Here is a 23,024-nt window from a genome sequence, read left to right on the forward strand (position 1 = left end):
CTCAGCGCACGCGGTCGGCGACGAGCGTGCTCACGGCGTTCTGCACCGTGAGCCGCCCGTCGCCGAACGTGAGGAGCACCGAGGGTGTGCCCGCCGCGTCGAGCACCGCGTAGCGGCGGGCGTCGCCCTCGACCGGGAGCGCCGTCACGCTCGGGAGCACGCCGCGCGTGACGAGGGCGAGGTGCCCGTCGCGCCACTTCAGCTTGAGGACTTCTTCGCCGTCGGCGAACGTCACGCGGACGAACGTTGCGGCCATCCCGGCGGCCTCGTCCGCGGTGCCGAGCGCGCGGACGGACTGCACGGCGCCGCGCCGATCTGTGAGGGCGTCGAGGATGCGGGTGAAGTCGCGCGTCCCGGCCTCGCGGCGGTGCTCGGGGAGGGCGGCGGCGAGGCGGTCCGTCGAGCCGGCGAAGGCGTCGCGGAGGAGGGCTTCGGCGCGGGCGTTGAACGCCGGGTCGCCCGGCGCGTCGGCGAAGGCGTCGAAGGCGGGCTGGCCGGTGAGCGTCAGCACGAGGGCGCGTCCGTCGCGGACGACGGCGAGCCAGGCATCGGCGGACTCGTAGGCGCCGGGGAGCGGCGCGGCGCTCGGCGCTTCGTCCTGCACGACGAGTGCGGCGACGCGGAACGAGTCGGTCGGCTGCGCGGAGAGGGCAGCGGGGAAGAGGAAGGCGGCGAGGAGAGCGGCGGAGAGGAGGGAGCGCATGGCGGCAGCGGGGTTGGGGTGAGGTTCTGTCCCAGGCTACGGAGCCCCCCGGGGCGGGTTGTCACCCGGTCGTCGCGGCCTGTCACGAGGCCGTCGGGAGTTGTCACCGCTTGTCACCCGCGCCGAGCGGCCGCGCCGGCCTCAGCCGTCGAGGCGGAAGAAGGAGCGGAGCCGGTCGATCAGGCCGCCGCCCGACTGCCAGCGGTCGAACGCGGCCTCGGTCATCACGCCGACGGGGCCGTCGTAAATGCCGCCCTCGTACCCGGCGTCGTAGACCCGGACGACGATCTCGTTCTTTTCGCGGAGTGGGACGTCGTCGAGCCGGTACGCGCGGAGCGCTTTCCACTCCGTCCCGCGCACGGCCCGCGCGTCCATCCCGCCCGACCCGCCGAGGCGGCGGCCGTTGAGCGTCGCCTCGTGGAGGTCGTCGATGCGGCCGAGCACGAGCACGAGCGATTCGCTGCGGAGCCGGTCGGGGAGCGTGAACGAGCGGCGGTACCACGCGTAGCCGTCGAGGCGGGGGAAGCCCTGCGGCTCCCACCGCGCCGGGACCGTCAGCGTGGTCCACCCGCTCCGAGGAAGCGAGCGGGTGTCGTCGCCGGGCCGGAAGTCCCACGCGCCGGCGAGGTCCACGGCGAGGTCGGGGCCGTTCGTAAGGGCGTAGACGCCGATCCGCCCTTCGAGGAGCCCGCCGTCGAGCCCGTCGTCGTAGACCCGCACGGCGACGACGTTCGCGCCCGCGCGGAGGTACTCGGCGGGGACCGGGTAGACGCGGTCCGCGAAGTAGGCCGACTCGTAGCCCGACTCGGGGAACCTGCCGGTGGAGCCGACGAAGTGCCCGTTCACCCACACCTGATCGGCGTCGTCGACGCGGCCGAGGTGGAGGTAGAGCGGGCGGTCGAGGTCGCGCTTCGAGAGCCCGAAAGTCCGGCGGTACCACGCGGTCCCGTCGTAGCCCCAGAACCCCTCGTCCTCCCACGCGGCGGGCACGGAAATCGACTCCCAGGCCTCGTCGTCGTAGCCGGCGCGGGCGCGGTCGAGGTCGTCGCCGAGGTGGAAGCGCCACGCACCGCGGAGGTCCACGACGCGCTCCCACGCCGGGTCGGCATCGGCGGCGGGAAACAGGGCGAGAGCGAGGAGGAGCAGGAGCATCAGGCGGGGGACGAGGAGAGCAGGATCAAGCTAGTCGGTGCGCGCGGCGGCTTTGTCACGAGCCCGTCGCGAGGTGTCACCGTCTGTCACGGCATCGGTCACGGGACGAGCTTGTAGCCGACGCCGTGGACGGTGAGGAGGTGGCGCGGGCGCGACGGGTCGGGCTCCAGCTTTTGCCGCAGCTTGAGGACGAAGTTGTCGACGGTCCGCGTCGTCGGCTGGTCCTCGTAGCCCCACACCTCGGAGAGGAGGTCGTCGCGGCTGACGGCGGCGTGGGGGCGCGCGGCGAGGTAGCGGAGGACTTCGAGTTCGAGGTGCGTCATCGGCACATCCGCGCCGTCGCGCGTGGCCGTGTGCGTGCGGAAGTCGACGGCGAGCCGGCCGAGCTGTGTCGGCCCATCGGCAGCGGGCGCGTCGGGCGCGCCGCGGCGGAGGACGGCTTTGATGCGGGCGAGGAGTTCGCGGAGGCTGAACGGCTTGACCACGTAGTCGTCGGCGCCGAGCTCGAGGCCGAGCACCTTGTCGAACTCCTCGCCTTTCGCCGTGAGGAAGATGATCGGCGTCGTGACGCCCTCGCGCCGGGCGAGCTTGCAGACGTCGAGGCCGGAGCGACGCGGCATCATCACGTCGAGGAGGACGAGGTCGTACGCGCCGGCGAGCAGCTTCCGCAAGCCTTCCTCGCCGTCGGCGGCTTCGTCGACGGTGTAGCCCTCGAACTCCAGGTTGTCGCGGAGGCCGAGGCGCATCGCGGGCTCGTCTTCGACGACGAGGAGGTGGGGAGGTCGGTCGGGGGCGTCGGTCATCGGGCGGGCGTCAGGCGGTGGGGAGGGCGGGGACGGCGTGCGGCACGGGCGCGGCGGGGAGCGCGAGGCGGAACGTGCTTCCGTGACCGGGCGCGCTGCGGACGGTGACGCGCCCGCCCTGCGCTTCGGCGAGGTGCTTCACGAGGGCGAGCCCGAGCCCGGTCCCCTTCGCGTTGTGGACGGCGCCCGTCGGCACCCGGTAGAACTCGTCGAAGATCCGCTTCTGCTCGCGGAGTGCGATGCCGGGGCCGCGGTCCTGCACCTCGACCCACACCGCGCCGTCGTCCGTGCCCGTGGCGACGGTGAGGTGCCGCTCGGCCTCGCTGTACTTCACCGCGTTGTCGATGAGGTTGAGGAGTGCCTCGCTCGTCGCCTCGCGGTCGCCGAGGGCGACGGGCGGCGGTTCGGCGAGCGCGGAGTCGACGGCGAACCCCTCGCTGTCGAGGTGGAAGCGGTAGAGGGCGAGGGCGTCGGCGGCGAGGGCGTTGAGGTCGAACGGCGCGGCGGCGACCTCCTTCCGCCCGGACTCGATGCGGGAGAAGTTGAGGATGTTGTTGACGAGGCGGGTGAGGCGGCCGGCCTCCTGCGCGATCGTCCGCACGTAGTCACGCTGCCGCGCCTCGGGCACGCGGCCGAGTTCGAGCGTCTCGGCGTACATCCGGATGAGCGCGAGCGGCGTCCGCAGCTCGTGGCTGACGTTTTGGACGAAGACGGCCTTCGCCTGCCCGAGCTCGACCTGCCGGCGGATCGTGCGGAAGAGGAACGCAGCGCCGACGGCGAGCGCGAGGGCGAGGAGCCCGACGAGCAGCAGGCTCCGCTGCGTCCGGTCGGCGACGATCGATCCGATCGTCGTGCCTGCGGGGCGGATGCGGAGGGTGGCGTTGGGGAACACCCAGAGGGCCCGCTCTTGCACGTCCGGCCCGCCGAGCAAGTGGGCGGCGGCGGTCGTCGGCGGGCCGCCGAAGCCGTCGCTGAGCGGGACGCCGGCCGTCGCGGGGGCCTCGGCGTAGCGCACCTCGTCGTCGACGGCGATGCCGACGACGAAGTGCTCCTTCGCCACCTCGCGCAGCTTCGGCGTCAGTTCGGACTCGATGCAGGTCCACGCGTCGAGGACGAAGCCCGCGACGCGGAGGTCGTTGCCGGAGCCGGTCACGAAGGCGAGCGCGACCGTCGCGTTCGGGTGTTCGGCGTAGAGCGGGATCGGGAGGAGGCGGCGGTAGCCCGCCGTGCGGTCGGCGAGGAGGCGGCGGGCGTGCGTCGGGCGGAGGGCGAGGGCCCGCTCCACGCTCGGCACCCCGCCGCGCGCCGCACGGCGTACCGCCTCGGGCGAGGCGGCGAGGGCCTGCAACGCCGCAGCCGTGTCGGCGACGAACGCGGCCTCTACCGAGGGATGCGCCGCGACGAACTCGGCGAGCGCGGCGTCGGCGTCGGCGCCGTCGGCGAGGCGGCGGCCGAGGTCGTCGGCCCACTCGTTCGCCACGGTCCACACGTGCTGGTTGATGCCGGAGAGGACGGTCTCGACGTGGCGGTCGTAGATCTCACGCAGCACCCGCTCGTTCTCGCCGAGCGCGGCGAGCTCCGCGAACGCCACCACGCCCACAGGCACGGCGACGAAGACGAGGAGGAGCAGGCCGATCTTGCGGAGTGGGGGCACGGCAACGCGGGGGCGAGACCGACAAACTTAGCACGGAAGCGCGTCGCCCGGCGTCACGCGATGTCACGAGTTGTCACGCGGCCTGCCTCGCCCGCCGTGTTGGAGCCCCCTGCGGTACAGCGGGAACGCGGCCCGATACCGTGGTTTAAGGGAGATCAAACCAAGCGATCTACCCTATGAGACTGCCCGTGATACCGCTCTTCCTGCTCCTCCTTTCGTGGACCGCCTGCGACAGCGCGCCCGACCGGGACACGTTCCGCGTCACGCTCTCGGACGCGAGCGGGGAGGCCGTATACATCGGCGAACTCGAACTCGCGATCGAGCCCCCGGGGCCGGCGGATGAGCCGGGCGAGGTAACCGGCCGCTGGCAACTCGACGGCGTGGGTGGGACGCCCGACCCGACGCCAACCTCGGGTGCCGTGGTCGGAAGTACGGCGGAGGGGACCATCAACTTCGTGCTGGACATGGACGCCTCCGACACCGGGTTTTTGCTGTGGGGGCGGTACGAGGTCGACCAGATGACGGGGACGTGGGAGACGATCACGATCGCCGGGCCGGTTCCGAGCGGCACGTTCGAGGCCGTGCGCGAGTAGGGCAGGCTGGAAACTTCGTCCCCCTCCGACGACGGTCGCTCCGACGACCGTACCGTCGCTACCTTGGCACCTCACCTCTCGACCGGCCGCATGCGCATTCGCACGCTCGAAAACGCCTCCTTCCTGGCGCTCGTCGTCCTCGTCACGATCGCCTTCACGCTGATCATCGGCGTGTTTCTGGAGCCGGTGTTCTGGGCCATCGTGCTCGCCATCCTCTTTGGGCCGACGCACCAAAAGGTCCGCCGGTGGTTCGGCGGGCGGGAGACGCTGGCGGCCGTGGTATCGCTGCTCGCCGTCCTGCTCCTCGTGATCCTCCCCCTCGTCGGGATCGGCGCGGCGGTGACGGGCGAGGCGACGACGCTCTACGCCCGCATCGCGAGCGGCGAGATCGACGTGGCGGCGGGGCTCCACACCGTCGAGCAGTGGGTGCCCCGTGCCACGGGCCTGCTCGAAGGACTGCAGATCGACCTCGACCGCGTGCGCGAGGGGCTCTCGAACGCGGCCGTCACGATCAGCCAGTTCGCCGCGTCGCAGGCGATCGTGCTCGGGCAGAGCGCGATCAGCGTGATGGTCCTCTTCATCCTCACGCTCTACCTCCTGTTCTTCTTCCTCCGCGACGGCGACCGGATCATCGAGGGGCTCATCCGCGCGATGCCGCTCGGCGACCCGCGCGAGCGCCGGCTGTTCTCCCGCTTCGCCCAAGTCTCCCGCGCCACCGTCAAGGGCACGCTCGTCGTCGGGATCGTGCAGGGGACGATGGGGGGGCTGGCGTTCTGGATCCTCGGGCTCAACGCGCCGGTGCTGTGGGGCGTCGTGATGGCGGTGCTCTCAATGCTGCCGGCCGTCGGCTCGTTCGTGATCTGGGGGCCGGCGGCGGTCTACCTCTTCGCGACGGGCGCGATCGTGAAGGGGATCGTGCTCGTCGTGCTCGGCGCGCTCCTCATCGGAACCGTCGACAACGTGCTGCGCCCGCTCCTCGTCGGGCGCGACACGCAGATGCCGGACTACCTCATCCTGCTCTCGACGCTCGGCGGTATCGTGATCTTCGGGCTCTCCGGCTTCGTGATCGGCCCCATCATCGCCGCCCTGTTCATCACGGTCTGGGAGATGTTCGTCGAGGAGTTCGGCGGGCTCGACGACGCGGGAATGCCGGAAAATGCCTCGCCGGGCATTCCGGGCGAGCGCCCGCCGGTGCCCTCGGTCGAAGCCACGCCGCCGATCATTGAGGAATCGACCTCGTCGGAGTAGACGCAGCATGCTGCGTCGCTACGGGATGGCGCTTCGTTCGGACTCCAATAAAGAAGCCCCGGCCGCCGTGCTCGGATTCGAGCGGGCAGCCGGGGCTTCCGGTTGGGTCGAGGGCTGGCGCGAGGTTATTTCGCGTCGTCCTCGTCGACGACTTCGAAGTCGACGTCTTTGACTTCGTCGCCGGCGTCGGCGGTCGGCTCGGAGGCGGGGGCGCCGTCGCCGGCGGCCGCTTCCTGCTGGGCCTTGTAGATGTCTTCCGAGGCCTCGCTCCACGCCGTGTTGAGCTGCTCCATCGCCGACTCGGTCTGGTCCACGTCCTGGTTCTTCTGGACCTCCTTGAGCCGTTCGAGGGCGGCGTCGATCTTCGCGCGCTTCTCGGCCGGGATCTTGTCGCCGTAGTCCTTGAGGTTCTTCTCGGTCGAGAAGATGAGGGTGTCCGCGGCGTTCAGCTTGTCGGCCGACTCGCGGCGCTTTTTGTCTTCGGCGGCGTGCTCACGCGCGTCGCGGCGCATCTTCTCGATCTCCTCCTCGTTGAGGCCGGACGAGGCCTCGATGCGGATCGACTGCTCCTTGCCCGTCGCCTTGTCTTTGGAGACGACGTTGAGGATGCCGTCGGCGTCGATGTCGAAGGTTACCTCGATCTGCGGGAGGCCACGCGGGGCCGGGGGGATGCCGTCGAGGTGGAAGCGCCCGATCGTCCGGTTGTCGACGGCCATCGTGCGGTCGCCTTGGAGGACGTGGATCTCGACGGAGGGCTGGTTGTCGGCCGCCGTCGAGAACGTCTCCGACTTCCGCGTCGGGATCGTCGTGTTCGCCGGAATCAGCGCCGTCGTCACGCCGCCGAGCGTCTCGATGCCGAGGTTCAGCGGGGTTACGTCGAGGAGGAGCACGTCGGTCACGTCGCCCGAGAGGACGCCGCCCTGGATGGCCGCGCCGATCGCGACGACCTCGTCCGGGTTCACCGACTTGTTCGGCTTCTTGCCGAAGAACTCCTCGACGGTCCGCTGCACGGCCGGGATGCGCGTCGAGCCGCCGACGAGGATGACCTCGTCGATCTGATCCTTCGTGAGACCGGCGTCCTTGAGCGCCTTCGCCATCGGCGCCGTCGTCCGCTCCACGAGGTCGCTCACGAGCTGCTCGAATTTGGAGCGCGTGAGGTCGAGCGTGAGGTGCTTCGGCCCGTCGCTGGTGGCAGTGATGAAGGGGAGGTTGACCGTCGTCTGCGTCGAGGACGAGAGCTCGATCTTGGCTTTCTCGGCCGCCTCCTTCAAGCGCTGGAGCGCCATCGGGTCGTTGCGGAGGTCAATGCCTTCGTCCTTCTTGAACTGATCGGCGATGTAATCGATGAGGCGCTGGTCGAAGTCGTCGCCGCCGAGGTGGGTGTCACCGTTCGTGGACTTCACTTCGAAGACGCCGTCGCCGAGTTCGAGGATCGAGATGTCGTACGTGCCGCCGCCGAGGTCGTAGACGGCGACCATCTCGTCCTGCCCTTTGCGGTCGAGGCCGTACGCGAGGGCCGCGGCCGTGGGCTCGTTGATGATGCGCTTTACCGTGAGGCCGGCGATCTGGCCCGCCTCCTTCGTGGCGGTCCGCTGCGCGTCGTTGAAGTAGGCCGGGACCGTGATCACGGCCTCCGTCACCTTCTCGCCGAGGTAGTCCTCGGCCGTCTGCTTCAGCTTCTGGAGGATCATCGCCGAGATCTCCTGCGGCGTGTACACGCGCTCGTCGATCTGGACGCGGGCCGTGCCACCGTCGCCCTGGACGACGTCGTAGGGCACGGTCTTCATCTCCTCGCTGACTTCGCCGTGCTTGCGGCCCATGAAGCGCTTGATGGAGAAAATCGTGTGGTTGGGGTTCGTGATGGCCTGGCGCTTGGCGGGGGCGCCGACGAGGCGCTCGCCGTCTTTCTTGAACGCGACGATGGACGGCGTCGTCCGGCCGCCTTCCGCGTTCGGGATGACGACGGGCTCGGAGCCTTCCATCACGGCGACGACGGAGTTCGTCGTGCCGAGGTCGATACCGATGATCTTGCTCATTGTGTCGTGTCGTAACTGAAAAAGGACTGTCAAAAGGGGGGAGCGACCCGACCGCCGCCCGGGCGTGGGGAGACCCGATTCCGGTGCGGAGCGCTCTCACTCTATTTGTCAAGAACGGTGCCATCTCCGGGCCTCGGCCAGAATGGCAGGCGAGCACGCGGGCGCTCGCTCCGAACACGCCGGGCCGGCGGATTGCTTCCCTGACGAACGGCGGTCTCCGCTATATTTAGGGTTCAGCCACGCCTCGATGAAACACGTCCCCAACGCCCTTACCATCGGCCGGATCGTCGTCACGCCGATCTTCCTCGTCCTCCTTCTCTCGGGGACATTGACGGGGCAGTTCGTCGCGGCCATCCTCTTCATCGCTGCCGCGATCTCCGACTACTGGGACGGCCGGCTCGCACGGCAGTACGGCGTCGGCTCGCGGCTCGGGCAGTTCCTCGATCCGCTCGCGGACAAGGTGCTCGTGCTGGGCGCGTTCTTCGCGTTCCTCTTCCTCCCACCCGATGCGGAGGGCCGGGTGCTGATGGAGCCGTGGTGGTGGTGGGCCGTCGGGCTCATCGCTTTCCGTGACGTGGCCGTGACCGTGCTCCGGTCGTGGGCCGAGCGGAAGGGCCGGCCGATCCAGACGCGTTACGCGGCGAAGATCAAAACCGCCGTCCAACTCACCTTCCTCATCGCGGCGCAGGTGTTCCTCGTCGTCTCCAAGCTCAACGGGTTCGAGGGGTGGGTCGGGCAGGTCGGCACGTTCGCTGGCGCCGCGCTCTACAGCCCTGCCACGTCGATCCTGCTGATCATCACCGTCGCCCTGACGTTGTGGACGGGCGCGCTCTATTTCACCCGCCAACGCCCCGCCACCGCGCTGTGAACGCCACACCCGAAATCGATTCGCTGACCACGCTCCGCGAGCAGATCGCGTCCGACCTGCTCGAAATCGGCGCGGTGTCGCTCCGACCCAACGACCCGTTCACGTGGGCCTCGGGGCTGCGCTCGCCGGTGTACTGCGACAACCGGCTCACGCTGGCGCACCCTGCCGTCCGCTCCCGCGTCACGGCGGGGTACGAGGAACTGATCGGGCGGGGCGGTTATGCGCCGGATCTGGTGGCGGGCGTGGCGACGGCGGGCATCCCGCAGGCCGCGCTCGTGGCCGACCGGCGCGGGCTCCCGCTCGCCTACGTCCGCTCGGCGGCGAAGGGACACGGGAAAGGCAACCGGATCGAGGGGCGCGTCAAGGCAGGGCAGCGCGTCGTGATCATCGAAGACTTGATCTCGACGGGTGGCTCGTCGGTGGCGGCGGCGGAGGCGTTGCGCGAGGCTGGGGCTGAACCCGTCGTCGTGCTCGCGACGTTCGCGTACGGCCTCGTCGAGGCGACGCAGCGGTTCGAGGAGGCCGGGCTGGCGTACGCCACGCTCACCGACTTCGCGACGCTGATCCGCGTCGCCGAGCGCGTCGGCGTGATCGAGCCGTCGTCGCTCGGGACGCTCCGCGACTGGCGGGCCGATCCGGCTGCGTGGAGCGAGAAACATCCGGGCGGCGGGGGATCGTAGCACGGAGGGATCGCGTTGCTGCAACACGCTTCCTATCCCGTCCGACTACCCCCTCACCCCATGAACGCCACGCTCCTCACGATCGGCGACGAACTGCTCATCGGGCAGGTCGTCAACACGAACGTCGCCCGGCTCGGCGAGCAGCTCAGCGCGCTCGGGGTGACGGTCCGCCGCACGGCCGTCGTCGGCGACGAGATGGCCGATATCCGGGGCGAGCTCCGCCGCTCGCTCGGCACCTCCGACCTCGTCCTCGTCACGGGCGGGCTCGGGCCGACGCACGACGACATCACGAAGAAGGCGATTGCCGACGAACTCGGCCGCCCGCTCGAATTTCACGAGGACCTGCTCGCTGAGCTGAAGCAGAAGTTCGACGCGCGTGGCCGGCCGATGGCGGAGCGCAACCGCGTGCAGGCTGAGGTGCCCGCCGGGTTCGAGGCCCTGCACAATCCCGTCGGCACGGCGCCGGGGCTGTGGTTCGCGGGCGAGATCGACGGCGTGGAACGCGTGATCGTCGTGCTGCCGGGCGTGCCGCACGAGATGGAGGCGCTCATGCGCGAGGCCGTGCTCCCACGCCTCGCCGCGCGCAACGGCGAGGCCGCGATCGCGCAGAAGACCCTCCTCACCGTCGGCATTGGCGAGTCCGACCTCGCCGACGCCCTCGGCGATTTCTCGGACCGAATCGGGCCGGACCTCCACCTCGCGTTCCTCCCGAGCTACGGCGTCGTCCGCCTCCGCATCACCGCGTTCGGCGCGGCGCGGGCCGTGGCCGAAGCGCGGCTCGCCGACTTCGAGGACTACGTCCGCTCCCACGTCGAGGAGTACGTCTTCGGCGAGGACGACGACACGCTCGAAGCGGCGATTGGCCGGATGCTGCGCGAGCGCGGGCTGACGCTCGCCACGGCGGAGAGCTGCACGGGCGGTCTCCTCAGCCACCGACTCACGAATATCCCCGGGTCGTCGGACTACTACTGCGGCGGGGCCGTGGTCTACGGCAACACGCAGAAGATCGAACTCCTCAAGGTGGATACCGAGATGATGGCGACGTATGGGGCGGTGAGCGACCCCGTGGCGCGGCAGATGGCCGAGGGCGTTCGTATCCGCCTCAACGCAGACCTCGGGATCTCGACGACGGGGATCGCGGGCCCGGGCGGCGGTACGCCCGAGAAGCCCGTCGGGACCGTGTGGATCGGCTACGCAGACGCGAATGGGACGCACGCCGTCCACCTCCGCCTCACGAACGACCGGCTGCTGAACAAGCGGCTCTCCGTCACGGCCGGGCTCGGCCTCATCCGCCGCCAACTCCTTCGTCGCGACCGGCTCGCGGCGGAGCCAGCGGACCCGGCGTAGCGCTCGGCATGGGGAGATGGGCTTCGCCGAGCCTTCGGGACGAGTCCCTTCGGGTTCTTCGCTGCGCTCAGGATGACACGAGGAGGATGAAACAGTATTGGGTGTACGTCCTCACGAACCGATCGGGCACGCTGTACATCGGGATGACGAACGACCTCGTCCGGCGCGTCCGCGAGCACAAAGCGAAGCGGGTGCCGGGATTCACGCGACGGTACAACGTAGATCGGCTCGTGTACTTCGAAGAGTTCGGTGAGGTTCGAGACGCCATTCAGCGCGAGAAGCAACTCAAAGGATGGCTACGCACGAAGAAGATCGAACTGATAGAGCAGGCAAATCCGAGATGGGACGACTTGGGTAGCGCCCTGTAAGACCGCCCACGAAGTGTCATCCTGAGTGCAGCGAGGGATCTCCCGAGACACGAGAACACGTTTCCGTAGACGAGAGGACACGACAGTAGAGTTACGCCGCTGGATTTCTCGTGTCTTAACGAGGGTGACACGGGGCTGACAGCGAGCGCTCGTATCATGGCGGACCAGCTCTCATTACTCAGGGGAACACACAACCATCATGGCTAAAGACGCGACGCAGGAGGGGGCCCGCCAGAAGGCGCTCGACCTCGCCCTCAAACAGATCGAGAAGCAGTTCGGCAAGGGCTCCGTGATGAAGCTCGGCGATGCCCCGCCGGTGCTCATCGACGCGATCCCGACGGGCAGCCTTGCCCTCGACCACGCCCTCGGCATCGGCGGCGTCCCGCGCGGCCGCGTCGTCGAGATCTACGGGCCGGAGTCGTCGGGTAAGACGACGCTCGCCACCCAGATCATCGGCGAGGCCCAGAAGCTCGGCGGGACGTGCGCGATGATCGACGCCGAGAACGCCTTCGACGCGGGCTACGCCCAAAAGCTCGGCGTCGACACCGACAACCTCCTCGTCTCGCAGCCGGACACCGGCGAGCAAGCGCTCGAGATCGTCGACATGCTCACACGTTCGGGCGCGCTCGACGTGATCGTCGTGGACTCGGTGGCGGCGCTCGTGCCGCGCGCCGAGATCGAAGGCGAGATGGGCGACAGCCACGTCGGCCTCCAGGCCCGCCTCATGAGCCAGGCGCTCCGCAAGCTCACCGGCACGATCAACCGGACGGGGACCTGCCTCATCTTCATCAACCAGATCCGCGAGAAGATCGGCGTCTCGTGGGGCTCGCCCGAGACGACGCCGGGCGGCCGGGCGCTGAAGTTTTACTGCTCGGTGCGGATGGACATCCGTCGCATCGGCGCGGTGAAGGACGGCACCGACATCGTCGGCAACCGGACGCGCGTGAAGGTGGTGAAGAACAAGGTGGCCCCGCCGTTCCGCCAGGCCGAGTTCGACATCATCTACAACGAGGGCGTCTCGTCGCTCGGTGAGCTCGTCGACATGGCCGTGGACGCGGACATCATCAAGAAGGCCGGGTCGTGGTTCTCGTACGAGGGCAACAACATCGGGCAGGGCCGCGACGCGACGAAGCAGTGGCTCCGCGAGAACGCGGAGATGCGCGCTGAAGTCATGCACCGCGTGAAGGTCGAGCTCGGCATGATCCCCGCGCCCGCGTCCGACGACGACGACGCGCCCGACCTTACGGACGAGCAGAAGGACGGCTCCTCCGCCGAGGTCTTCGGCGTGTAGTCGGATTGGCAGGAAAAAGATCGCGCAGCGCCGCCGGGCTTCGGCTCGGCGGCGCTGCGTATTTTCACGTCCGCCGGCCCTATCTTCGCCCCGCTCTTCACCTCGCTCCTCTCCCGTGCTGTCGCGTCCGCTCCCCCTCCTCGCCGTTCTCCTGCTCCTATGCGCCGCGCCGGTCGAGGCGCAGGACGCCCCGATCGACACGACCGTCGTCGCCGAGGACCCGCCCACGACGCGGGATATCATCCTGCTCCACAAGATCTACAACTTCGAGGAGCCGGCCTTCACGTCCCTCATGCGGGGGGCCGACTGGACCTCACTCAAAACGTTTTATACCGCCGCCCCTGCCCTATGGCTCGGCACCCTGCTCCTCGACGACGAGCACGACTATAAGCCGGCCTACCTGCTGACGCTGACGGAAGCGGCCACGGTCGGGACCGTTTTCGCGCTAAAGACGATCGTGAAGCGGCCCCGCCCGTACGCTTCGCTGTCGAGCATCGCCTCCCGGTCCCGAGGCTACAGTGAGGACGACGAGGTGTTCGACCCCCACTCGTTCCCATCGGGGCACGCCGCGACGTCGTTCGCGATCGCGACCTCGTTGAGCCTATCGTTCCCCGAGTGGTACGTGATCGCGCCGGCTACGCTCTGGGCCACGGCCGTGACGATCAGCCGACCCTGGCTCGGCGTTCACTATCCCACGGACATCGCCGTGGGGGCGGCGCTCGGGGTCGGGGCGGCGTTTGCTGTTCACGCGCTCGGCGAAATCATCACGCCGGATGCGCTGCGCGGCGACGCCGATGACGAGGACGAAATGATGGCACGCCCGGCTCCGCCGGCGGTCCGTTTCGTGATCCCGCTCCGATGACGGTGCCGCCGGGTTTCGACGTGCAGGGCCACCGGGGCGCGCGCGGCCTCGCCCCCGAGAACACGCTGCCGGCCTTCCGCCGCGCCCTCGAACTCGGCGTGACCACGCTCGAACTCGACACCGTCGTCTCAGCCGACAGCCAGGTCGTGGTCTCGCACGACCCCGTGATGTCGGACGTGTTCTGCACGCACCCCGACGGGCGGCTCGTCGCGCCGGGCGAAGAGATCGTGCTCTTCGACCTCCCGTACGCAGAGATCGCCCGCTTTGACTGCGGCAGCCGGCCAAACCCGCGCTTCCCCGAGCAGGCGTTGGAGTCGGTGCCGAAGCCGCTCCTCCGCGACGTGGTCCGGTTCGCCGAGGCGTGGGCGCGCGAGCACGACCGTCCCGTGTTTTACAACGTCGAGACGAAGTCGACGCCGGCGGGGGACGGGCGGCTGCACCCGCCGCCGGCGGAGTTCGTTGATCTTATTTGGGACGTGGTCGAGGCGGAGGGCGTGGCCGAGCGGTTTACGCTGCAATCGTTCGACGTGCGAACGTTGCAGGCGGCGCGCGAGCGGGCGCTGCCGATCCGCCTCGCCCTCCTCGTCGCCGATGTCCACCTCGACTCGGACCGCTCGGCCCTCCGGTATCTCGACGACGGGCTCGACGTGCTCGGGTTCGTGCCGGAGATCTACAGCCCGGAGCACACGCTCGTCACGGCGCCCGTCGTGGAGGCGGCGCACACGCTCGGGATGGCGGTGATTCCGTGGACGGTGAACGAGCGCGCCGCGATGGAGCGGCTCGTCGGGCTCGGCGTGGATGGGCTGATCACGGACTACCCGGACCGCGCCGCCGGCCTGCGGTGACGAATCCCGGATCGGTTCACTTTTGGAGCGCGGTCGCGAGCCGTCACCGTGAGCGAGGCATGCCTCGCCCCTACGGACGGGAGGATCGGCATGGCTGCGGCGCGGCGGGGGAGCGGTCGGTGTATTTTCGGTGGCTCGTCACCCCATCCCCTTTCTCTTGCCGATCCGCGATGCTCAACCGATTCTGCCTGCTCTGCGCCCTCCTCGTTTTCGCCGCGCCATCCGCCTTCGCTCAAGAGGCCGACGTGATGCGCGCCGGACCGCTCGACAACGGCAAGATGTGGCTGTTCGAGAACCCGCCCGTCGAGTACCTCGCCGATACGTACGACTTCCGACCTGACGCGGCGTGGTTCGAGCGCGCCCGCCTCGCGGCGCTCCGCTTGCCCGGCTGCTCGGCCTCGTTCGTCTCCTCGGACGGCCTGATCGCCACGAACCACCACTGCGTCCGCGGCTCGATCGTCGACGTGTCGCAGCCCGACGAGCGTCTCGCCGACGAGGGGTTCTTTGCCCGTTCGATGGAGGAGGAGCGCGCCGTGCCCGGCCTCTATGTGGACCAACTCGTCGCGATCACCGACGTGACGAACCGCATCGAGGCCGCCGTCGCCGAGGCGGAGACGGACGCCGAGCGGGCCGAGGCCCGTCGCGCCGAAGTCGAGGCGGTGGAAGCGGAGATGGCAGCGGGGGAGGAGGGGATGACGGTGCAGGTCGTCTCGCTCTACAACGGCGGGAAATACTCCGCGTACACCTTCCGCCGCTACGACGATCTCCGGCTCGTAGCCGCGCCCGAGACCGCGCTCGGCTTCTTCGGCGGCGACGCCGACAACTTCACGTACCCCAGGTATGCGCTCGACTTCGCGTTCCTCCGCGCCTACGACGACGCGGGCCGCCCGCTCGACACGTCGGCCTTCTACTTCCCGTGGAGCACGGAGGGCACCGAGCCCGGCGACCTCATCTTCGTCATCGGCAATCCCGGCTCGACGGATCGCGGCGACACCTTCGCCCAGCTCGAATGGCGGCGCGACGTGCAGATCCCGAGCCTGCTCGAATACCTCGGAGGCCGGATCGACGCGCTCGACGTGTACCTCGCCGCGAACCCCGACGACGCAGCGGTGCGGAACCAGCGCTTCGGGCTGAGTAACGCGTTTAAAGCGTACACGGGGCGGCAGGACGCCCTCGCGAACGAGATCATCACCTCCCGGCGCCGTGACTCCGAGCGCCAGTTCCGCGCTGCCATCGACGCAGACCCGGCGCTCCGCGCGGAGTACGGCGACCTCTTCGGCCGGATGACCGACCTCCAGCGGGCGAAGCGCGAACTCGCCCCGGCGTACGGTGCATTCGCCGGGATCACGAATGCGCGGTACGGCTCCGCGCCGCTTCTCCGGGGCTACCTCGTCGCCCAGCTTCTCGGGGCACAGCAGGCCGGGGCGGACGATGCCGCCGCCGGGCTTCGCGGGACGATCGCCTCCATCGAAGACAAGCCCAGCGACATAGATGAGCGCTACCTCGCCGCCCAGCTCCGGCAGTTCGAGCGGTTCCTCGAACCGGCGCTCGTGAACCCGGTCCTGCGCGGGCGGACGCCCGCCGAGGCTGCCGCCGACATCGTTGCCGAGTCGGCGCTCGCGACGGCCGAGGGCACGCAGCAGGCGCTCGCCGCCGGCACGCTCGGCCCCGACGATCCGGCCGTCGCGCTCGCGCTCGCCGTCGCGTCGCGCTACGCCGATTATCAGAGTGCGAGCGCGGCGCTCGACGAGCAGGAAGGCGAAGTCGCACGCCGGCTCGGGCAGGCGCGGTTCGCCGTCTACGGCACCGCCGTTCCCCCCGACGCCACGTTCTCGCCCCGCTTCACCGACGGCGTCGTGCGGCCCTACGAGTACAACGGCACCGTCGCCCCGCCGTACACCACGCTGTTCGGGCTCTACGACCGCAACGCCTCGTTCGGGCAGGACTCGGAGTGGGCGCTCCCCGACACGTGGCTCCCCGCGCCGCCCGACCTCGACCGCTCGACCCCGCTCAACTTCGTCTCGACCTCCGACACGATTGGCGGCAACTCCGGCTCGCCCGCCGTGGACCGCGACCTCCGCCTCGTCGGGCTCAACTTCGACCGGACGATCGAGGGCCTCAGCCGCGACTACATCTATTTCGCCGACCGGGGCCGGAACGTGATGGTCGATGCCCGCGCCGTCATCGAGTCGCTCGACACCGTGTACGACCTCGACCGCATCGTGCAGGAGCTGCGGACGGGCGAGGCCGTCGCGACCGAGGCCGAAGCTGACGCGCGACCGTAGGGCTAGCGAACGGCTCCGGTGCGGTGCGCGCGCCGGAGCCGTCGCCAGCGGCGGGCGAGGCTCTTCGGCCCGGCCGAGGCCGTGGCGAAGGCGTGGAGGAGCGGGCTGAACCCCTGCATCGGGTTGAATGTGCGGGCCGTGTCGCGGATGATGTAGGCGACGCGGAGGTGGGGCCGCGCGCTCGGCTCCGGCACCCGGCTCAGCAGCATCCACCCCCCGAGCCGGAGCGCGGCGCTCACGACGAACACCACCTTCAGCGTGGATGGGAGCACGGAGCCCAGCAGGCCCGCCGTCACGGCTTCGGCCAGCGCGCCTCCCACGAGCGGGCCGAGTGCTCCGGCCACGCCGACGAGGGCTGCCTGAACGGCGAAGAACGAGGTCTTCCCGGAGTCCGGGGCTAACCGCATCATGAGGTTGCCGGTCGCGAGCGCCTGCCCGCCCCACACGAACCCCCCGCTGAAGCTCGCCGCGAGCATCACGCCGAGGCCGAACGCCGAGGGGCCGGCCGCCAGCCACCAGATGGGTTGGAGCGTGATCGCCAGCCCGACGGCGCGGAGCACCTGCCGCTCGCCGTAGCGGTCGGCCAGCGGCCCCCACACCCGCTGCCCGAGCAGGTTCGAGCCCGTGCTCACCGCCGTCAGCAGCATGGCCGTGCCCGGACCGAAGCCGGCCTCGCGGATCGTGAACACGGTGAAGAACGGCGAGGCCACCTGCACGGCGAACCCGAAGAGCGCCGCGTACGCGACGTAGCGGCGGAAGCCGGGGTCGCGGAGGGGCGGGGCGAACTGCGCGAAGAACCCGCCCTCGGCCGGCTGCGCGGGGCGCGGCTCCGGCTGGCGCGCGAGGAAGGCGATGCTGGCGAATCGCGCCAGGACCCCGACGCCGATCGCGATGAGATAGAGCGGGAGGGGATCCGCGGAGCGGCCGATGAGGTGGCCGGCGGCGAGGGCCGTCACGGCGGCGAGCCCGTTGCACGCGACGTTGCGCGCCCCGAAGTACCGCCCGCGCAGACGCTGCGGGATGAGGTCGCTGATCCAACTCGTCCAGCCTACTGCGACGAGGGCCGTCGGGATCTGCTGGAGCGCGAGCACGCCGAGCACGACGAGGAGCGCCGTCGGTCGGTCGATCCACACGACGGCGGCGGCGCTGAGGGCCCAGAGGAGCGCGTCGGCCACCGCGCCGGCTACGACGACCGGCTTCCGCCAGCCCCCGCGACGGCGGACGGCTTCGGCACCGAGGGGTTGGAGGAGCTGGCCGAGGAGCGGGAGCGCCGCCACGAGCCCGACCTCGAAGTCCGCCGCGCCGAGGGCGAGGAGGAACGTGACGAGGAGCGGTCCGCCCGTCAGCGTCACGTACTGCGTGGCGAAGACGCCGTCGAGCGTGCTGAGGCGCATGGTCCGGCGCGTTTGCTGCGCGCGGGACGAGGTGGCGTGGGGAAGGGGGTGGCGGGAAAGCATGGGTGAGGGGAGAAGGGCCGTCAACGCTACCGACGAGGGGCGGCAGTGCGCCGGGCCCGCGCGTTACTTTCTCGTGAACCTCTCATCCTCCTTCGCTCCGGCGGTGTGGAGCGGCGTGGCGATGGAGCTTCAGGCAGGATTGTGCGTTGGAACGAGCACTTCCCCCAACCGAGCCCCATCCCCATGTCTGATCTCTCCACGGCCACCCTCGGCGGCGGCTGCTTCTGGTGCGTCGAAGCCGTCATGCAGCCGCTGCGCGGCGTCCACCGCGTCGTCTCCGGTTACATGGGCGGCAGCGTCGACAACCCGACGTACCACGCCGTATGCACCGGCAGCACCGGCCACGCCGAAGTTGTGCAAGTCCATTTCGACCCCGACGTCGTGAGCTACCGCGACCTCCTGTACGTCTTCTTCGCCACGCACGACCCGACGACGCTGAACCGGCAGGGCGCCGACACCGGCACGCAATACCGCTCCGTCGTCTTCACGCATGACGACGAGCAGCGGCGCGTCGCCGACGAGGTCATCGCCGACCTCACCGAGCAGAACGTGTTCGGCCGCCCGATCGTGACCGAGGTGACGGAGGCGGAGACGTTCTTCGAGGCCGAGGCCTACCATCAGGACTACTTCGCCAACAACCCGCGCCAGCCGTACTGTCAGGCCGTCATCGCGCCGAAGGTGGCGAAGCTGCGCAAGCACTACCTCGACCGGCTGAAGTCGGAAGCGGCCTGAGGATCGGGGAGCGCGCGGACGTTCGGGCGGGCGGGCTATCTTGTCCGTCCACTCACTTCCTCCGCCCGTGTCCATCCCCACCGCGCTCCCCGGCGGTCTCGATGTCGAGGCCGAAGGGTCCGGCATCTCCGCCCCGCTCTCCCGCCACGTCAACCTCCTCGGCGCGCTCCTCGGCCGTGCCGTCCGCGAGCGCTACGGCGACGCCACGTTCGACCTCATCGAACGGCTCCGCGCGCTCTGCCGCGACGCGGACGCGGGGCCGCAGCAGCTCGACGAGGCCGCGCGCCTCGTCGCCGAGCAGCCGCTGGAGCGGCTGAGCGCGCTGCTCCGCGCGTTTACGACGTTTTTCCACCTCGTCAACAAAGCCGAGCAGCTCGAAATCCTCCGCATCAACCGCGAGCGGGCGCGGTCCGCCGACGCCGAGCACCCGCGTGGCGAGTCCGTCGCCGAAGTCGTCCACCGGCTCCGTGCCGAGGGCCGCTCGCTCGACGACGTGCTCGCGCTCGTCGGCCGGCTCGACATCCAGCCGACGCTGACGGCGCACCCGACCGAGGCCCGCCGCCGCAGCATCCTCTACCACCAGCAGCGCATCGCCGAGCTCCTCGAAGGGCTCCGCGCGGCGGACACGACGCCGGCCGAAGAGGACGCGCTCGTGCGCGAGATCGAGAACGCGATCCGCCTCCTCCTCGCCACCGACGAGATCCGGCCCGCCGCCGTGACCGTCGAGGACGAGGTGCGGAATGGGCTCTACTTCGTCGCCACGAGCATCTGGCAGACGATCCCGCGCATCCACGCCGACCTCCGCCGCTCGCTCCGCGCCGAGTTCGGCGACGAGGCGGAGGGTGCCGATATCCCGCCGTTCCTCCGCTACCGCTCGTGGATCGGCGGCGACCGCGACGGGAATCCCCGCGTCACGGCCGACGTGACGGCGTGGACGCTGCGGGCCCACCGCGAGGACGCCCTCCGCCTCCACCGCCGCGCCCTCGACGACCTCCGCCTCGTCCTCTCCGTCTCCGACCGGCAGGCCAGCGGCTTCGACGCCCTCCGCGCATCCATCGACGCCGACCGCGCCCTCGTGGACCTCGACGAGCGGCGGTGGCGGCAGAACGCGCACGAGCCCGTGCGCCTAAAGATCTCGCTGATGGAGGCCAAGCTCGACCGGCTCCTCGCCGAGTCCCAGGCGCCCGCCGCCGAGCCGCTCGCCTACAGCGCCGCCGACTTCCGTGCCGACCTCGGCCTCCTCGCCGGCGCCCTCCGCGCCGCCGGGCTCGACGCGCTCGCCGACGACGGCCCGCTCGCCGACCTCATCGTGCAAGCCGAGACGTTCGGCTTCCACCTCGCCGCGCTCGACCTCCGCCAGCACAGCCGCGTCCACGAAGCCGCCGTCGCCGACCTCCTCCGCCTCGCCGGCGTCGAGGACGACTACGCCGCGCTCGGTGAGGACGCCCGGCTGGAGGTGCTGGCGCAGGAACTGCGAAACCCGCGCCCGCTCCTCCCGAGCGGGGCCGACCTCGGGAAGGAGACACGCGACGTGCTCGACGTGCTCGCGGTGGCGCGGCGCGCGCTCGACCGCGAGCCGGAGAGCATCGGCTCGTACATCATCTCGATGACCGACGCCGTGAGCGACGTGCTCGAAGTCCTCCTCCTGCTCCAAGAGGCGGGGCTGTGGCGGATGCAGCGCGACGGCGCCGTGACGTGCCCCGTCGATGTCGTTCCGCTCCTTGAAACGATCGCCGATCTGGAGCATGGCGAGGCCCTGCTCGCGAAGCTTTTCAGCCACCCGATCTACGTCCGCCAGCTCGTCGCGCGCGGGCGGATGCAGGAGGTGATGCTCGGCTACTCGGACTCGAACAAGGACGGCGGCTACTGGCAGGCGAACTGGGCGCTGCACAAGGCGCAGGGCGCGATCTCCCGCGTGTGTCACCGCTTCGGGCTCGACCTCCGGCTGTTCCACGGGCGAGGCGGGACCGTCGGGCGCGGCGGCGGCCGGGCGAACCAGGCGATCCGCGCGATGCCGCCCGAGTCGCAGAGCGGCCGGATCCGCTTCACCGAGCAGGGCGAAGTGATCTCGTTCCGCTACGCCCTCCCCGGCATCGCCCGGCGCCACCTCGAGCAGATCGTCCACGCCCAACTCGGCGCCCTCGCCGACGCGCCGCCCGCCGACTCCCCCGTCTTCGCCGGCCCGACAAATGACGACCGCCGCGCCTTCATGCACACGTCTGCCAGAGCGTCGATGCGTGCCTACCGCGATCTCATCGACGCGCCGGAGTTCTGGCCGTGGTACCTCGCTGCGACGCCCATCGAGCACATCGCCGGGCTCCCGATGGCCTCGCGCCCGATCTCGCGCAAGGCCGCCAGCGAGGTCGATTTCGACGGCCTCCGCGCGATCCCGTGGGTGTTCGCATGGACGCAGCCGCGCTACGGCGTTCCCGGCTGGTACGGCGTCGGGACGGCGTTCGAGGAAGCGCTCGGCGCGGGCGATGTGGACGTCGACCGGCTCCGCGCGATCCACGCCGAGTGGCCGTTCTTCCAGGCCGTCGTGGCGAACGCGCTCCGCGAGATGGCGCGGGCCCGCCTCGTGATTGCCGCCCGCTACGCCGCGCTCGCCGACGAGCCCGTGCACAAGCGCATCAACGCCGAGTTCGAGCGGACGGAGCGCGCGCTCCTCGCCGTCGCCGGGCAGGACGACTTGCTCAGCCACAGCCCCGTCATCGAGAAGTCGATCCGCTTGCGGAACCCGTACACCGACGTGTTGAACCTGGTCCAACTCGAACTCATGCAGCGCTGGCGCGGCGGTGGAGCCACGGGCGACGACGCCGAGGCGTTGCGCGAGGCGCTCTTCGTCTCCGTTAACGGCATCGCCGCCGCCATGCAGAGCACGGGGTAGGGGAGGACCGGCGAATCGAACGCCACCGTGTGGCGACGCGATGACGAAAACCGAGGGGTGGGCATGTCGAGGCTAACGATGAGTAGCGCGGACGTATCTTCGCGGGCTCACGGTTTCATCCCCCTATGCCTCGCCTCCTCATGGTACCGCGTTCGTCTGTCGGCCTCGCTGTCTTCGCGCTGATCACTGCGCTCACCGTTCCCGCTTCGGCCCAGCCGGACACGACCACGACCTCGCCCGAGGTCGTCATCGGGAAAGTGGTCGCGCCGCCGAGCGTTGCGCCTGTGGCGGTTGCCGTCGTCGCCTACTGGGAGAAGGGAAGCGAGCGGACTGTGGTGGTCGAGCAGGGTAAAAACCACTACGCGAATGGGGCTCTCGTTTCGGCCGACTCCTCCACGATGACGTATCGCGTCGTGGTCGAGGCGGAGGCGACGGATCACTACCTCGTCCGCTGGATCCCCGTGGCCTACGCCTCCTCCGATCCCGTGGACGATATGCTACGCGACGTGGACGCCGAACTCGTGGCCCAGCTCGACGAGGAGGGCTACCTCATTCGCACCAACGAACTGGGGACGTTCGAGGCGCTCGAAAACATCGAGACGGTGCGGGCGCTTTCGGCCTCGGTGCTCGATGCCCTCACGCAGGGTGAGGAAGATCCTGAGATACGGGACAAGATGCGCGAGTTCATGGACAAGCTAGGCGGCGCCGAGTTCGTGATGCAGAAGACGATCGAGCCCATCCTTCTTTACTACCAGCCCTATGGCTACGAGTGGTCGACGGCCTCGCAAGCGTACCATGAGGAGCTCCCGATGCCCGGTGGGGGCGGGACCGTCGCCGCGCCCGGGACGGTGAAGGCGACGGACGTAGATGAGGAGAAGGGCACGTTCCGGCTCACGAACCGCATCGTCGCCGATCCGCAGTCGCTCCGCGAAGGCGTCATCGATCTGCTCGCCCTGGCGGGCACCCCGCGTGAGGACCTCGTGCGTGAGATGGAGGGGTACCGGTTCGATATGCGCGACGAGAACGTGTTCGTAATCGACTACGTCGATGGGATCGTGCAGACGCTCGATCGGATGCGGATCGTGGAGGTTGCAGGCGACCGTCGTGAGCAGTTCGTCACCGTCCGGGTCATCAGCGAGTAGACGCTCGGGCGGGCCTGGGAGGACGGTCGGGCATGCGTGGGCGCGCATAAACGACGCGGCGAGTTCGCGCC

At 69.9% G+C, this 23,024-nt stretch carries 19 protein-coding genes; 13 read left to right on the forward strand and 6 right to left on the reverse strand.

Going from position 1 to position 23,024, the window contains the following annotated elements:
- Position 1: 1 nt before the first annotated feature.
- The 4 genes from ABJF88_13720 to ABJF88_13735 form a co-directional block, all read right to left on the reverse strand.
- On the reverse strand, positions 2-703 hold the full coding sequence (locus ABJF88_13720) for a hypothetical protein (GenBank protein ID MEP0547988.1): 702 nt from the start codon (positions 701-703) through the stop codon (positions 2-4).
- 141 nt (positions 704-844) lie between these two features.
- A complete protein-coding gene (locus ABJF88_13725) occupies positions 845-1,855 on the reverse strand; it encodes a sugar-binding domain-containing protein (GenBank protein ID MEP0547989.1) in 1,011 nt (336 codons plus the stop codon).
- Positions 1,856-1,953: 98 nt separating this feature from the next.
- Positions 1,954-2,658 carry a response regulator transcription factor gene (locus ABJF88_13730; protein MEP0547990.1) on the reverse strand — a complete coding sequence of 235 codons (705 nt, stop codon included), beginning with the start codon at positions 2,656-2,658 and terminating at the stop codon, positions 1,954-1,956.
- 10 nt (positions 2,659-2,668) lie between these two features.
- On the reverse strand, positions 2,669-4,312 hold the full coding sequence (locus ABJF88_13735) for a HAMP domain-containing sensor histidine kinase (GenBank protein ID MEP0547991.1): 1,644 nt from the start codon (positions 4,310-4,312) through the stop codon (positions 2,669-2,671).
- A 188-nt stretch (positions 4,313-4,500) separates the two neighbouring features.
- On the opposite strand from ABJF88_13735, the gene ABJF88_13740 reads away from it, so the two are divergent.
- Both ABJF88_13740 and ABJF88_13745 read left to right on the forward strand, forming a co-directional pair.
- The gene (locus tag ABJF88_13740) at positions 4,501-4,905 is read left to right on the forward strand and encodes a hypothetical protein (protein MEP0547992.1); all 405 of its coding nucleotides are present in this window, start codon (positions 4,501-4,503) and stop codon (positions 4,903-4,905) included.
- Positions 4,906-4,995: 90 nt separating this feature from the next.
- A complete protein-coding gene (locus ABJF88_13745) occupies positions 4,996-6,153 on the forward strand; it encodes an AI-2E family transporter (protein ID MEP0547993.1) in 1,158 nt (385 codons plus the stop codon).
- Between the two features lie 125 nt (positions 6,154-6,278).
- On the opposite strand, the gene dnaK is transcribed toward ABJF88_13745, so the two are convergent.
- Positions 6,279-8,189 carry a molecular chaperone DnaK gene (dnaK, locus tag ABJF88_13750; GenBank protein ID MEP0547994.1) on the reverse strand — a complete coding sequence of 637 codons (1,911 nt, stop codon included), beginning with the start codon at positions 8,187-8,189 and terminating at the stop codon, positions 6,279-6,281.
- 247 nt (positions 8,190-8,436) lie between these two features.
- Here dnaK and pgsA point away from each other — a divergent pair, with 247 nt between their 5' ends.
- From pgsA to ABJF88_13790, 8 genes are all read left to right on the forward strand, one after another.
- Complete coding sequence (gene pgsA, locus ABJF88_13755) at positions 8,437-9,057, forward strand: CDP-diacylglycerol--glycerol-3-phosphate 3-phosphatidyltransferase (protein MEP0547995.1); 621 nt, start codon at positions 8,437-8,439, stop codon at positions 9,055-9,057.
- 14 nt (positions 9,058-9,071) lie between these two features.
- Positions 9,072-9,737, forward strand: coding sequence for an orotate phosphoribosyltransferase (gene pyrE, locus ABJF88_13760; GenBank protein ID MEP0547996.1), 666 nt, complete (start codon positions 9,072-9,074; stop codon positions 9,735-9,737).
- 60 nt (positions 9,738-9,797) lie between these two features.
- Entirely contained in the window at positions 9,798-11,084 is a 1,287-nt protein-coding gene (locus tag ABJF88_13765; protein ID MEP0547997.1) for a competence/damage-inducible protein A, read from the forward strand.
- Positions 11,085-11,170: 86 nt separating this feature from the next.
- Entirely contained in the window at positions 11,171-11,452 is a 282-nt protein-coding gene (locus tag ABJF88_13770; protein ID MEP0547998.1) for a GIY-YIG nuclease family protein, read from the forward strand.
- Positions 11,453-11,651: 199 nt separating this feature from the next.
- The gene (recA, locus tag ABJF88_13775; GenBank protein ID MEP0547999.1) at positions 11,652-12,743 is read left to right on the forward strand and encodes a recombinase RecA; all 1,092 of its coding nucleotides are present in this window, start codon (positions 11,652-11,654) and stop codon (positions 12,741-12,743) included.
- A gap of 115 nt (positions 12,744-12,858) precedes the next feature.
- Positions 12,859-13,605 (forward strand): phosphatase PAP2 family protein, encoded by a 747-nt coding sequence (locus tag ABJF88_13780; protein ID MEP0548000.1) that lies wholly within the window; start codon positions 12,859-12,861, stop codon positions 13,603-13,605.
- Positions 13,602-14,450: a glycerophosphodiester phosphodiesterase family protein gene (locus ABJF88_13785; GenBank protein MEP0548001.1), complete on the forward strand. Its 849-nt coding sequence runs from the start codon at positions 13,602-13,604 to the stop codon at positions 14,448-14,450. The genes ABJF88_13780 and ABJF88_13785 overlap by 4 nt, the downstream gene beginning before the upstream one ends.
- Positions 14,451-14,620: 170 nt before the next feature.
- The gene (locus tag ABJF88_13790; protein MEP0548002.1) at positions 14,621-16,735 is read left to right on the forward strand and encodes a S46 family peptidase; all 2,115 of its coding nucleotides are present in this window, start codon (positions 14,621-14,623) and stop codon (positions 16,733-16,735) included.
- A gap of 2 nt (positions 16,736-16,737) precedes the next feature.
- Here ABJF88_13790 and ABJF88_13795 read toward each other — a convergent pair whose 3' ends face one another.
- Positions 16,738-18,129, reverse strand: a complete 1,392-nt coding sequence (locus ABJF88_13795; protein ID MEP0548003.1) for an MFS transporter — start codon at positions 18,127-18,129, stop codon at positions 16,738-16,740.
- Between the two features lie 246 nt (positions 18,130-18,375).
- On the opposite strand from ABJF88_13795, the gene msrA reads away from it, so the two are divergent.
- From msrA to ABJF88_13810, 3 genes are all read left to right on the forward strand, one after another.
- Entirely contained in the window at positions 18,376-18,924 is a 549-nt protein-coding gene (msrA, locus tag ABJF88_13800; GenBank protein ID MEP0548004.1) for a peptide-methionine (S)-S-oxide reductase MsrA, read from the forward strand.
- 67 nt (positions 18,925-18,991) lie between these two features.
- Entirely contained in the window at positions 18,992-21,811 is a 2,820-nt protein-coding gene (gene ppc, locus ABJF88_13805) for a phosphoenolpyruvate carboxylase (protein ID MEP0548005.1), read from the forward strand.
- 125 nt (positions 21,812-21,936) lie between these two features.
- The gene (locus ABJF88_13810; GenBank protein MEP0548006.1) at positions 21,937-22,953 is read left to right on the forward strand and encodes a hypothetical protein; all 1,017 of its coding nucleotides are present in this window, start codon (positions 21,937-21,939) and stop codon (positions 22,951-22,953) included.
- Positions 22,954-23,024 lie beyond the last annotated feature (71 nt).

The sequence above is a fragment of the Rhodothermales bacterium genome (assembly GCA_039944855.1).
GTDB lineage: Bacteria > Bacteroidota > Rhodothermia > Rhodothermales > JANQRZ01 > JBBSMX01.

Coding starts and splice junctions, on each gene's coding strand:
- ABJF88_13795 (MEP0548003.1), bottom strand. CDS start 18,129: ATGCGCCTCAGCACGCTCGACGGCGTCTTCGCCACGCAGTACGTGACG.
- ABJF88_13785 (MEP0548001.1), top strand. CDS start 13,602: ATGACGGTGCCGCCGGGTTTCGACGTGCAGGGCCACCGGGGCGCGCGC.
- ABJF88_13730 (MEP0547990.1), bottom strand. CDS start 2,658: ATGACCGACGCCCCCGACCGACCTCCCCACCTCCTCGTCGTCGAAGAC.
- recA (MEP0547999.1), top strand. CDS start 11,652: ATGGCTAAAGACGCGACGCAGGAGGGGGCCCGCCAGAAGGCGCTCGAC.
- ABJF88_13790 (MEP0548002.1), top strand. CDS start 14,621: ATGCTCAACCGATTCTGCCTGCTCTGCGCCCTCCTCGTTTTCGCCGCG.
- ABJF88_13720 (MEP0547988.1), bottom strand. CDS start 703: ATGCGCTCCCTCCTCTCCGCCGCTCTCCTCGCCGCCTTCCTCTTCCCC.
- ABJF88_13745 (MEP0547993.1), top strand. CDS start 4,996: ATGCGCATTCGCACGCTCGAAAACGCCTCCTTCCTGGCGCTCGTCGTC.
- ABJF88_13765 (MEP0547997.1), top strand. CDS start 9,798: ATGAACGCCACGCTCCTCACGATCGGCGACGAACTGCTCATCGGGCAG.
- pgsA (MEP0547995.1), top strand. CDS start 8,437: ATGAAACACGTCCCCAACGCCCTTACCATCGGCCGGATCGTCGTCACG.
- ABJF88_13770 (MEP0547998.1), top strand. CDS start 11,171: ATGAAACAGTATTGGGTGTACGTCCTCACGAACCGATCGGGCACGCTG.
- ABJF88_13725 (MEP0547989.1), bottom strand. CDS start 1,855: ATGCTCCTGCTCCTCCTCGCTCTCGCCCTGTTTCCCGCCGCCGATGCC.
- ABJF88_13810 (MEP0548006.1), top strand. CDS start 21,937: ATGCCTCGCCTCCTCATGGTACCGCGTTCGTCTGTCGGCCTCGCTGTC.
- dnaK (MEP0547994.1), bottom strand. CDS start 8,189: ATGAGCAAGATCATCGGTATCGACCTCGGCACGACGAACTCCGTCGTC.
- msrA (MEP0548004.1), top strand. CDS start 18,376: ATGTCTGATCTCTCCACGGCCACCCTCGGCGGCGGCTGCTTCTGGTGC.